Annotated in this window: 9 protein-coding genes; 2 read left to right on the top strand and 7 right to left on the bottom strand. The window is 41.2% G+C overall.

Features of this window, described 5'->3' with window-relative positions; all coding sequences use genetic code 11:
• Window positions 1-111: 111 nt before the first annotated feature.
• The 6 genes from HMPREF2853_RS03070 to HMPREF2853_RS03095 form a co-directional block, all read right to left on the bottom strand.
• Window positions 112-546, bottom strand: a complete 435-nt coding sequence (locus HMPREF2853_RS03070; RefSeq protein WP_070534821.1) for a cytidine deaminase family protein — start codon at window positions 544-546, stop codon at window positions 112-114.
• Window positions 547-557: 11 nt separating this feature from the next.
• Entirely contained in the window at window positions 558-2,018 is a 1,461-nt protein-coding gene (gltX, locus tag HMPREF2853_RS03075; protein ID WP_070534823.1) for a glutamate--tRNA ligase, read from the bottom strand.
• 126 nt (window positions 2,019-2,144) lie between these two features.
• The gene (locus HMPREF2853_RS03080; protein ID WP_000018245.1) at window positions 2,145-3,494 is read right to left on the bottom strand and encodes a glucose-6-phosphate isomerase; all 1,350 of its coding nucleotides are present in this window, start codon (window positions 3,492-3,494) and stop codon (window positions 2,145-2,147) included.
• Between the two features lie 168 nt (window positions 3,495-3,662).
• Window positions 3,663-4,352: a gamma-glutamyl-gamma-aminobutyrate hydrolase family protein gene (locus HMPREF2853_RS03085; protein ID WP_070534825.1), complete on the bottom strand. Its 690-nt coding sequence runs from the start codon at window positions 4,350-4,352 to the stop codon at window positions 3,663-3,665.
• Window positions 4,353-4,490: 138 nt separating this feature from the next.
• Window positions 4,491-6,257: an ABC transporter ATP-binding protein gene (locus HMPREF2853_RS03090; protein ID WP_000859991.1), complete on the bottom strand. Its 1,767-nt coding sequence runs from the start codon at window positions 6,255-6,257 to the stop codon at window positions 4,491-4,493.
• A 1-nt stretch (window position 6,258) separates the two neighbouring features.
• A complete protein-coding gene (locus tag HMPREF2853_RS03095) occupies window positions 6,259-7,965 on the bottom strand; it encodes an ABC transporter ATP-binding protein (protein WP_000905736.1) in 1,707 nt (568 codons plus the stop codon).
• Between the two features lie 206 nt (window positions 7,966-8,171).
• On the opposite strand from HMPREF2853_RS03095, the gene HMPREF2853_RS03100 reads away from it, so the two are divergent.
• Together HMPREF2853_RS03100 and galU are read left to right on the top strand one after the other, a co-directional pair.
• On the top strand, window positions 8,172-9,188 hold the full coding sequence (locus HMPREF2853_RS03100; protein ID WP_000745021.1) for an NAD(P)H-dependent glycerol-3-phosphate dehydrogenase: 1,017 nt from the start codon (window positions 8,172-8,174) through the stop codon (window positions 9,186-9,188).
• A gap of 21 nt (window positions 9,189-9,209) precedes the next feature.
• Complete coding sequence (gene galU, locus HMPREF2853_RS03105; RefSeq protein ID WP_033605573.1) at window positions 9,210-10,109, top strand: UTP--glucose-1-phosphate uridylyltransferase GalU; 900 nt, start codon at window positions 9,210-9,212, stop codon at window positions 10,107-10,109.
• Window positions 10,110-10,190: 81 nt separating this feature from the next.
• Here the strand turns inward: galU and HMPREF2853_RS03110 are convergent, their stop codons facing one another.
• Window positions 10,191-12,653 carry a DEAD/DEAH box helicase gene (locus tag HMPREF2853_RS03110; RefSeq protein WP_070534827.1) on the bottom strand — a complete coding sequence of 821 codons (2,463 nt, stop codon included), beginning with the start codon at window positions 12,651-12,653 and terminating at the stop codon, window positions 10,191-10,193.
• Between the last annotated feature and the right edge of the window lie 9 nt (window positions 12,654-12,662).

Raw genomic sequence — 12,662 nt, forward strand, 5'->3', positions numbered from 1 at the left:
GCTTTTCAACTCTTTCTATTATACCTACTTTTCCGCCTTTGTCAAGGACTTTTTTCCTCTTTATCGAAATTCTGAAAAGATTAGGGAAAGAGCCAGTTAAACTGACTCCCTCTATTTATCTTGCCAATTAGTCGCGCGTTCCTCTCCCCACCAGTAAGGGATCAATTCGGCAACTTTGATTGTTTTTCTTGTTTCGTAGTTCATCATGAACTCTGCTTCTTTATTCTCAGCATTCAATTCTAAGAGAAATTCTCTGCAAGCGCCACAGGGCATACCTGATCCTTCGCCGTAGGGAGGTTTGTCTCGAAAGGCGAGGATTTTCTTAACTTTAGTTTGTCCTGAAAATTGATACATATTGAAGAGAGCTGCTCGTTCTGCACAGAGATGAAAAACGCCACAAGTGCCCTCCATACAAAATCCTGTGAAGATCTGACCATCTTCTGCTTCTACCGCAGCAACAACATGGTTAGCATAAACAAAGTCAGAAACTTCATGGGGATTGAATAAGGTTCGTGCTTCTTTATACATCTTTTCCCATGTATCCATCGGAAGTCCTTTTATTTAGAAATCTCTTTGAGCATATTATCGATATGCTGGATAGATTTCTCACGACCTAATAGGTAAATCGTATCTGGAAGTTCTGGTCCATGCATTTCACCTGAAACAGCGATACGAATCGGCATGAAGAGGTTTTTCCCTTTGATACCTGTTTCTTTTTGAACTGCTTTGATTTGTGGGAAGATGTTTTCTGTCACAAATTCCTCATCGGTCATTGCTTCTAGTTTCGCTTTGAAGGCTTCCAGAACAACTGGAACGGTTTCTCCTGCCATGACCTCGCGCTCAGCGTCTGTCAGCTCTGGGAAATCTGAGAAGAAAAGATCTGTCAATGGAACGATTTCATCTACTGACTTCATTTGTGGTTTGTAGAGTTCTACCATTTTTTCAGACTTGTCAGTCAAACGCCCTGCTTCTTCTAAGTATGGTTTAGCCATTTCAAAGATTGTCGCAAGATCAGCTCTCTTGATGTAGTCGTTGCTCATCCAGTCTAGTTTCTTCTGATCAAAGGCAGCTGGTGACTTGCTGAGACGATTTTCATCAAAGAGTTTAATCAATTCCTCACGAGAGAAAATTTCATCTTCGCCACCTGGATTCCAACCAAGAAGGGCGATAAAGTTAAAGACTGCTTCTGGAAGATAGCCTTTCTTACGGTAGTCTTCAATAAATTGAAGGGTATTGGTGTCACGTTTAGACAATTTTTTACCCGTTTCAGAGTTGATAATCAAAGTCATGTGACCAAACTCAGGTGCATCCCAACCAAGAGCCTCATAAACCATGAGCTGTTTTGGTGTGTTGGCAATGTGGTCATCACCACGGATAACATGGGAAATCTGCATGTCGTGGTCATCGATGACAACGGCAAAGTTGTAAGTTGGGTAACCATCTTTCTTTTGGATAACCCAGTCGCCACCGATGTTGCCACCTTCAAACTCGATATCACCTTTGACCATATCATGCCATTTGTAGATACCAGACTCATTGACAGCCAAACGAACAGTTGGGATGATACCAGCTGCTTCACGTTCTGCGATGTAAGCTGCTTTTTCTTCTTCGCTCATGCCAAGATATTCATTGATGTAACGTGGTGTTTCGCCAGCTGCTTCTTGGCGTTCGCGCTCAGCTGCCAACTCTTCTTCTGTAACGTAAGATTTGTAGGCTTTTCCTTCGGCTAGCAATTGGTCGATGTATTTTTGATAGAGTTCCAAACGCTCTGATTGGCGATAATTTTCATGAGTTTCTGGGCTTTCATCCCAATCCATACCCAACCAGCGAAGATTTTCAAGCTGTGAGCGTTCCCCGTCCTCAACGTGACGTTTACGGTCAGTATCTTCGATACGAATGATAAAAGTTCCACCATGATGGCGTGCGTAAAGGTAGTTAAACAATGCTGTACGGGCATTTCCGATGTGTAGTAGTCCTGTTGGACTTGGTGCGTAGCGTACGCGGATATCTTTTGACATAGTTTCTCCTATAAAGTCTCTAGGCGTCTGCCTTTTTGCTTTCTATATTATATCACAAGTCTCGCCTGAGTCCAATGTCTACGAATAAAGAGAGTAAAAGAGTGGGCAAGCCACTCTTTTCTTCTATTATAGACGTGCGTTAAGCTCTTTGCTCAATTTTTCAAATCCTGGTTTTCCAAGAAGGGCAAACATGTTACGTTTGTAGGCTTCAACACCTGGTTGGTCAAATGGGTTGATGGCATTCAAGTAACCTGAAAGGGCAATTGCCAATTCGAAGAAGTAGATAGTGTAACCAAGAGTGAAGGCATCTTGCTCAGGAAGAGTTACGTACATGTTTGGTACATCACCGTCTGTGTGGGCAAGAAGAACACCGTCAGTCGCTTTTTTGTTTACAAAGTCAACGTCTTTCCCTTGAAGGTAACCAAGTCCGTCAAGGTCTTCTTCCAAAGTAGGAATGATCACGTTCTTACGTGGTTTGTCAACACGGACAACTGTTTCAAACATGATGCGGGTTCCTTCTTGGATAAATTGACCCAATGAGTGCAAGTCAGTTGAGAAGTTTGCTGAAGTTGGGTAGATCCCTTTTTGGTCTTTCCCTTCTGACTCACCAGCCAATTGTTTCCACCATTCTGAGAAGTATTGAAGTGATGGTTCGTAGTTTACCAAGATTTCAGTAGCATAGCCTTTGCGGTAAAGGATGTTACGAACTGCTGCGTATTGGTAAGCTTCATTTTCAGCAATCTTGTCTGAAGTGTAGTCTTTACGAGCTGCATTCGCACCTTCCATAAGGGCTTTGATGTCTGCACCTGATGCTGCGATTGGAAGCAAACCAACTGCTGTCAATACTGAGAAACGTCCACCGATGTCATCTGGAACCACAAATGTTTCCCAACCGTTGGCATCTGCTTCAACCTTAACAGCACCTTTTTGGCGGTCAGTTGTTGCATAGATACGTTTGTTAGCTTCTTCTTGTCCGTATTTCTTAACCAAGAGTTCTTTGAAGACACGGAAAGCAATCGCTGGTTCTGTTGTTGTACCTGATTTAGAAATCACGTTTACTGAGAAGTCTTTGTCAGCTACGTACTCTACCAAGTCAGCAAGGTAAGTAGATGAGATTGAGTTTCCAGCGTAAAGGATTTGCGGAGCTTTGCGTTCTTCTTTTGTTTGCAAGTTAGCAAAGTGGTGGTTCAAGAAGTCAATGGCTGCTTTGGCACCAAGGTAAGATCCACCGATACCGATTACAACCAAGACATCGCTATCTGACTTGATTTGCTCAGCAGCTTTCAAGATGCGGTCGAATTCTTCGCGGTCGTAGTTTTCAGGAAGGTCCAACCAACCCAAAAAGTCACTACCAGCACCAGTTCCTTTACGGATCAATTCGTCTGCAGCTGTTACTTGTGCTTGCATGTATTCCACTTCATGTGGAGCTACAAATTTGTCTAAAACTTTTGAATAATCAAATTTAATATGTGACATGATAATCCTCCAAAATTTCTTCTTTTCTATCATAACGCTTACCTTCGATTTTTTCAAGTTTTTTTATTGAATTTGCCCAATTTTTATCAGAATTCAAACGTTTGCGTAAATTTGCTAAAATATAAAAAATCTGAACGGACGAATAAAAACGGCTAGAGATTCTAACCGTTACAATTCATTTAATAAATACTCAAATAGTTCTAAATTGCCGTCTTCTTCATTAACCAGAAACTCTGGGTGCCACTGTAAACCGATAATGCGATGCTCGTCGACAGACTCAATCGCTTCGATGGTCTGGTCTCTTGGATCAATAGCAGTTACACGGAAATTAGGTGCCAGATCTTTGATACTTTGATGATGGACTGAGTTGACCTGACTTTCTCTTCCAAACAACTTAGCCACCACACTCCCTTCTACCGTCTCAATAGAATGAGATGTTCCAAAAGGCAAACCTTGCCAGTGACCTTCAATTTCTTGGTGAAGAGTGCCGCCAAAAGCAACATTGACCAGCTGAACCCCGCGACAGATTGCCATAATTGGTTTATTCTGATGGAGCGCTTCTTTCAAGAGAGCTAGTTCAAACTCATCGCGTACAAGGTTGTAATCATCGCTCTCAATGGTTTTTTTCTCTCCATAAAACTGAGGATGGACATTTTGCCCACCTGTCAAGATGAGTTTATCAATCATTTCTACATAATCGCGCACAATGGACTCATCTCCTACAGGAATCACTAAAGGGAGACCACCGACTTGACGAATGCTCTCTGCAAATTTACAGGATACAGATGAGTGGATATTTTTCCCTTCTGCATCTATAGGACATAGATTTGCAGCAACTCCTACAACCGTTCTAGCCATGATGTGTCTCCTTTCGATTTTCTTGCGACAGTCTTATCTTATCACTCCAACCCTTTCCTGTCTAATATGTTTTTTTAAAGACCGTGATAAGTATTTTTTATGGATAAGAAAAAGCTGCCCAAGAGGACAACTTTTTTCTTATTCAAATACAAATTGATTGTGATAGAGTTCTGAGTAGAAACCGCCGAGCTTGAGCAACTCGTGATGATTCCCACGTTCAATGACTTCTCCATCTTTGAGGACAATAATCTGATCGGCATTGAGGATGGTCTTGAGACGATGGGCAATGACAAAACTGGTTCGACCTGCTACTACTGCCTCCATAGCATGTTGAATCTTGCTTTCTGTTACGGTATCGACATTGGAAGTCGCTTCATCTAGGATTAGGACTTGAGGATCTGTCATCAAGGTCCGAGCGATGGAAATCAATTGTTTCTGCCCAGTCGAGAAGATATTTTGCTCATCATCAATAAGGGTATCATACTTATCAGGCAAGCTTTCGATATAGTCATGAATATGAGTTGCCTTGGCAGCTGCTTCGACCATTTCCTGACTGGCATCTGGCACACCAAAGCGGATATTGTCCCGAATCGTTCCACTAAACAAGACCGAATCCTGCAAGACAATCCCGACCTTGCTCCGCAGACTGTCCAAGTCGTAGTCACGGATGTCTTTGCCATCAAAAGAAATGCTACCTGCATCCACATCGTAGAAGCGATTGATAAGGTTCATGATGGTCGTTTTCCCTGAACCAGTCGGACCGACAACTGCTATCATCTGCCCCTTAGGAGCTGAAATGCTAACATCTTTTAAAATCGGCTTGTCTGGCACATAAGAGAAATCAATATGACTGATTTCAACACCTTCTCGCAATTCCGTAAAGGCAGGCGCATTTTGCGGACGAATCTCTTCTTCTGCATCGAACATTTCTTGGATACGATCCGCTCCAGTAAAGGCCAACTGGAGGCTCCCCCAACTCGCAGCCACCTGGATAATTGGCTGGTAGTACTGCTGAGAAAATTGGGTAAACATGACGATCAAACCTAGGGCTGTCGTTGTTTCGATACTTGGATCGTTCAGCAGGACCGCAGAACCTGCAAAAATAACGATGGCCGTATTGACCAAGCTCATCCCATTCATAACAGGAAACAGGATGCCTGAGAACATTCTCCCTTTAAAGGTTGCCTTGCGCACGCGCTCATTTTGCTCCACAAAGCCTGCTACGATGTCATCTTGAATTCCTTGTACGATAACAGCTTTCTGTCCAGAAATACTCTCGTCCATGTAGGCATTGAGTTTCCCAACCTCTTTTTGCTGGAGATTGGTGTACTTGCGGGCCATTTTCACGATGAAGACCAACATGAGAAAGGCTACTGGGGTGCTAGCTACTGTTATCAGGGCTAGTGTCACATTTCTTGAAAACATGACAAAGATCAAACCGATGTAAAGAGCAATATTGCTCATGACCTGAACTAGGCTTTCATTGAAGGCTTGAAGGATGTTGTCCAAGTCACTCGTAAAGCGAGAGAGGATATCGCCATCCTGATGGCGGTCAAAGAAAGAAACCGTTAAACGAGAAAGTTTGCCAAAGAGGCCCTTACGCATCTCATTTGTTGACTCAGCAATCACACGGGTCATCAAGGTCATGTAAATCAAACTAGATACCACTAAGGCGAGGACAACCAGAGCTAGATTCAGCATCAGAGCTGACAAACTCTGCCAGGCTAGTTCGGAAGTCCCATTTTGATAAGCTAGAACTAGGTTAGCTAGCTCTGTGACTGCTTGACCTGAAAAAACTGGAAAGAGGGCTTGGGCAATCGTCGCAACCGCAACCATCAGAATCACAATGACAAAGGAGAACTTGTAAACTTTAAAATAATTCCAGAAAAATCGAACGGTTTTCATTTTATTCCTCCTTTCCCTTTTGTGTTTCGTAGATTTCGCGGTAGATGGCGTTGTTAGCTACCAAATCTGCATGCCGTCCTTCTCCAATCAAGCGCCCTTGATCCAAGACCAAAATCTTGTCCGCATGGACGACTGAACTGATCTTTTGAGCGATGATAATGGTTGTTGTCCCTTTCAGATCTTTGTTCAAAGCTTCCTGCACGAGTCTCTCTGACTTAGCATCCAAAGCCGAAGTCGAATCATCAAAAATCAGGATACGGGGATTGCTGACAATCCCACGGGCAATGGACATCCGTTGTTTTTGTCCACCAGAAAAATTGGTGCCTCGTTCTTCGACCTGACTCTCAAATTTGTTTTCCATGCGTCCGATAAATTCGCTGGCTTGGGCAATCCGTGCTGCACGTTCCATTTCTGACACGCTGGCATTGCCTTTTCCTTGACGAAGATTATCTGCAATGGTCCCACTAAAGAGAATAGCACGTTGCAAGACGATGGAAACTGTTTTACGTAAGGTTCCCTCGCTGACGTCTCGAATATCCTTGCCACCAATCTTGATAGATCCCTCTTGTGGATCAAAAAGCCGTGGAATTAACTGAGCTAGGGTGGATTTCCCTGCTCCAGTCGCCCCAACCACACCGACCATCTGACCAGGCGCAATTTCAAAGGTCACATTCTTCAGCATAGGCTCATCGTCATTGGGATAGGTAAAGGTCACATTTTCAAAAGAGAGACTTCCTTCTAACTCTTCGTCTGGGAGATCTTTAAATGTCATCGCTGGCTCGGTATCTAGAATTTCGCGGATACGACGCAAGGAAATCATGGCACGACTGACAGAATTTCCTAAAAATCCAACCATGATGATGGTAAAGATAATCTGGCTGAGATAGTTGATAAAGGAAGCAATCGAGCCCACTACAGACGGATCTGACTGAGCCATGCCTGCCACCAACCAGATAGAGAGGAAGACTGCCCCATAGCCGACTAGCATCATAACAGGTTCTATAACTGAGAAGGCATAACCGATATAAAGATTTTGGCCGAGAAGTTCATCTGAGACTTCGGTAAATTTGTCAAATTGTGCTTTTTCCTGCACAAAGGATTTAACCACGCGCACACCACGTAGATTTTCCTTAGCGATAGCATTGATCCGTTCAAGAAGGGTTTGAAACTTAGCAAATCGTGGTCCCATCATTCCCATCATGATGGCTGTTAGTGCAAAGATCAAGAGCACCATGAGGACAATCACCCACCAAAGTGATGGAAGAGTGTGAACCGCCAAGATAAAGGAACCGATAAAGAGAAGAGGGAGACGGAAAAGAATTTGAAAAGCCATCATCACCACGTTCTGAATTTGGTTGATATCATTGGTCATACGGACGACAAGGTTGCCGGCATTAAACTGCTCGATATTGGCATAAGAAAAAGTCTGGATCTTGCGAAAAGCGTCTTCCCGAAGGTCCGAAGACACTCCTTGAGCAATATAGGCTGCAAGCGTTACATTGACCCCACCTGCAACCAGACCGACTAGGGCTACTCCTATCAGCCAAGTGCCAATACTATAAATAGCCTCATTTTGTCCGGCCAACAAAGCCTCTAACACCTCTTGCAAATAGCGCGGTTGCAAGAGCGAACTCGCAACCATCAAGCCTGTCATCATTAAGGATGCCAAGGCCTGCCATTTATAGGTTTTTATTTTTTTAATCAGCATATTTCCTCCTAATAAAATAGATAAAGGGAGCGACATCCTGCGTCAGCTCCTTCTCATTCGTTCATATTGATGCTATTCTAGCAAAAAAGAGGCATCTTGTCAAAGAAGTCTCCTTATTATAAATTAGTACGCTTTCATCTACAGGTGATGCATGAAAAGGCTTTTTATGGTAAAATGGAAGGAAGAACTCTTACAAGGAGGAAAAGATGAAGAAACAAACCATCGCTGTCTTGGGTCCTGGTTCTTGGGGAACTGCCCTTTCGCAGGTCCTAAACGACAATGGACACGAGGTTCGAATTTGGGGAAATATTTCTGACCAAATTGATGAAATCAATAACCAACATACAAACAAACGCTATTTCAAAGATATCCTATTCGACGAAAAAATCAAAGCCTATCATGATTTAGAAGAAACACTAAAGGATGTGGATGCTGTTTTATTTGTAGTCCCAACAAAAGTAACGAGACTGGTTGCCCAACAAGTAGCAAAGGTGCTCGATCACAATGTTGTCATCATGCATGCCTCCAAAGGATTGGAACCAGATAGCCACAAACGCCTATCGACTATTCTTGAAGAGGAAATTCCAGCTGACCTTCGTAGTGAAGTCGTCGTTGTTTCAGGACCTAGCCACGCTGAGGAAACGATTGTGCGGGATATTACCTTGATCACTGCAGCCTCTAAAGACCTTGAAACGGCCCAGTACGTCCAAAATCTCTTTAGCAATCACTACTTCCGTCTCTATACTAATACGGATGTTATCGGAGTTGAAACCGCTGGTGCTCTCAAAAACATCATCGCAGTTGGCGCTGGGGCATTACATGGTCTAGGGTTTGGCGACAATGCCAAGGCAGCTATCATTGCCCGTGGCTTGGCAGAAATCACCCGTCTAGGAGTCGCTCTTGGGGCCAATCCTCTGACTTATAGCGGTCTTTCTGGAGTTGGAGATTTGATTGTAACGGGGACATCTGTCCACTCTCGTAACTGGAGGGCCGGTGATGCTCTCGGTCGTGGAGAATCCCTCGCAGACATCGAAGCAAACATGGGTATGGTCATCGAAGGCATCTCAACAACTCGAGCAGCTTACGAGCTGGCTCAGGAATTGGATGTCTACATGCCAATCACACAGGCTATTTACCGAGTTATCTACGAAGGTGTCAATATCAAAGAAGCAATCACTGACATCATGAGCAATGAATTTAAAGCAGAAAACGAATGGTCGTAGACCCTTATAGAAAGGAACATCATGAAACAAAAAGTCAGAAAAGCAGTCATCCCTGCCGCTGGATTGGGAACTCGTTTCCTCCCAGCAACTAAGGCCTTGGCCAAGGAAATGTTGCCAATCGTAGACAAGCCAACTATCCAGTTTATCGTTGAAGAAGCCCTCAAGTCTGGAATCGAAGACATCTTGGTTGTTACGGGTAAGTCAAAACGTTCTATCGAGGACCATTTTGATTCAAACTTTGAATTGGAATATAACCTTAAAGAAAAAGGGAAAACAGATCTTTTGAAGCTGGTTGATGAGACAACCGGCATGCGCCTGCATTTTATCCGCCAAACGCATCCACGTGGTCTCGGAGATGCTGTCTTGCAAGCCAAAGCTTTCGTTGGAAATGAACCTTTTGTCGTTATGCTTGGTGATGACTTGATGGATATCACGGACGAAAAGGCTGTTCCGCTCACCAAACAACTCATGGATGACTACGAACGTACCCACGCGTCCACTATCGCTGTTATGCCTGTCCCTCACGACGAAGTATCTGCCTATGGGGTTATTGCTCCGCAAGGCGAAGGAAAAGACGGCCTTTACAGCGTTGAAACCTTCGTTGAAAAACCTGCTCCAGAGGATGCTCCTAGCGACCTTGCTATTATTGGACGCTACCTCCTCACTCCTGAAATTTTCCAAATCCTCGAAAATCAAGCTCCAGGTGCAGGAAATGAAATTCAGCTGACAGATGCAATCGATACTCTCAATAAAACACAACGTGTATTTGCTCGTGAGTTCAAAGGGGCTCGTTACGATGTCGGGGACAAGTTTGGCTTTATGAAAACCTCCATCGACTACGCTCTCAAACACCCACAAGTCAAAGACGACTTGAAAGACTACCTCATCCAACTTGGGAAAGAGTTAGCTGAGGGGAAATAGAAGAAAAACAAATCTCTTAAAGATGTCAAAAGGTAGCTAATTAAAGCTACCTTTTTTCGTATGAGGCTATAGTCATATATTTTATTCTGTAGGCGAGTTTAGCAAAATTTCTGAAATTAAAATACCATTTTCGTCATTTTCTCGCATGATATTAATTAAAGACTTATCAAACGTTACTACATTACTCGAAGCATCTATATTGTATAGGTTCTTATATTTTTCAAATAAGATATTAGATAGAGTATTGCTAATTCCGCAATTCAATAGTGCAATTTTCTCATTATTGCTAGTTCCGTATTTTATTTTTAGATATAATTCGTTATCTATCAACCCAAGCGTATTAAGTATTTCAATATATTTTATTATTTCGTTATCAATAAAATCATACTCCTCCTTGAGTCTAACAATTGCCAAATTTATTTTTTCAGATTGGGTCTTATTTGAAATATTAGTCCAATATTCTCTATGACTGTTAGGACCACGTGTTGTATCTCCCCACTTTCCAACATATACATACTCAGCTTCATAGCCTGTCAATGTATTCCAATAACCAACGATTTGAGTTATCATATTTTTTGTCGTCATTCCTTGCATTCTCCAATTTATCAGCATCATATAAAAATTCTGAGCAGCTATTTCTCGTAAACGTTTCAGGTTATTATAGGATCCTTCTTCCTCATCAATATGAGAAAAGAATAGAAAGTTCATCATATTAAAGGTGTTTTCTAGAGTTTGAGCCTCTTCTAACTCCCTTAATTTTCCATCAATAATCTCTTCTACGTCAAAAACGTTAAAGATTCTCACATTATTTTGAAAGCAAAGCTTACCTACCAGCGTTTTAGGTGTTCTTATTTTTTTGTTAACAACAATATCATCATCAGAAAAGTTGTCTAGCATTATTTCTGCTTGATTTACGATATCAGAATCGAGTTGTTTATGGTTTTCTAATAACGGATTTGAGACTTCGTCTTTGATTTTATCTTGATCACCTGCAAAAACATTTTTATTTTTAAAAAAATTTAATGCATTAAAATCTTTTCGACAATATTTACCTTTAATAATATGTATCTCTGGGAGCAAATACTCCAAGCTACCATCATTAGGATTGAAAATCTCTCCAAAACGACAAATTCTACCAATTAAGTTCTTGAAATCTGAGGAAGACAAGTAACTACTACCTCTATTAGGATCTAAGATAAACATCTTTGTTGCAGGGATATTAACACCTTCAAGTAGCGTTGAGTTAGCAATTAGCATTTTTAATTCAGAATACTCTGAGTATAATGTTTCTATATAGTATCTAACAGATTCTGGCACGGATCCATGATGGTATATTACACCTCGCTCTAATGAAGATGCTAGGCTATAATCCTCATGTATGAAATTTCTTAAATCTAACACCGCCTTTTTGATTCGTTCTGACGATGTAACTTCTAATAAATTTGCTAACTCTTTAGCAAATTGCTCAATTTTTTTAGGACTATTTATATATATTATATTCTTTCTATCTGCATGAAAAATTACAATTCCTGCGTCTGAATAAGCATCTAAACTCCCTAAGGAAATGAGCTTTTGTTTAGCGCCAGAATATTGGTCTAGCATTTCCTTAGTACCTTTGATTATATCATGAAAATAAAATACTTCAGACTTCATAAACTCTGAAACTGTAAACCATTCTAGCGATTCTGAGACATGCTTTAATACAATACTTTCCTTTGATTGTAAGAAAGGAGTCAGATACCTACAAGAGAGATTTTCGTTCCGTCTATAACATATTACTATAACAGAAGTGAGTAACACGCTACGATTATTATCTTTAGAAAATCTATCAAGCAAATTATGAGCTTCGTCGACTATCAAAATATCAAAGCTGAGTTCAGGATTTTCTTGCAATAACCTCAGTAACCTCTCTTGAGTTAAGACAGCTATAATTCTTTCACTATCTTCAGAATACATTTCTGGCCGGGTGATTATTTTTTGGTTTCCAATATGGTTAAGAATACGTTTTTTAGTTTGAGCAAGTAGCGATTTAGTTGGAGTTATTACGCAAACATTCTTATCCAGATTAGTATCTAAAAATGATAAGATTAGTTCCGTTTTCCCGTACGAAGTAGGAGCAACAACGATATAGGATTTGTTTTCTGTTGCAATTACATTGTTATACAGAAGAGTTTGACCTATCGTTTTATATTGACTCCCCTGTCTAAAATCTTTGTTAGTAGCCTCATTCATTACAGTCTGAAGATTTCCAAACCTCTCACCATATTTTAAATTATCATCAATAAACTGAGCAATTGGAATAAATCCCTTGTTTAAGCTCAGTTCATATAATGGTTTATAATCTCCTGTATTTTTACTGTACAAAAGAAAGATTCTATATCCTAATTTTTGTATAGATTCGTCTTCTAAGCATACGAAATATGCCCCCAATGATAGTAGCACTTCAAGCTCCTTAGAACTCATACTCTTAGGTTTAGATACAAACTTCCAATATAGGGATTTAAATTCTGTATTATATAATCTTTTCAATGTGAGTATTTTCATAAGAGTCTC

The sequence above is a fragment of the Streptococcus sp. HMSC077F03 genome (genome assembly GCF_001812375.1).
GTDB classification, from domain to species: domain Bacteria; phylum Bacillota; class Bacilli; order Lactobacillales; family Streptococcaceae; genus Streptococcus; species Streptococcus oralis_S.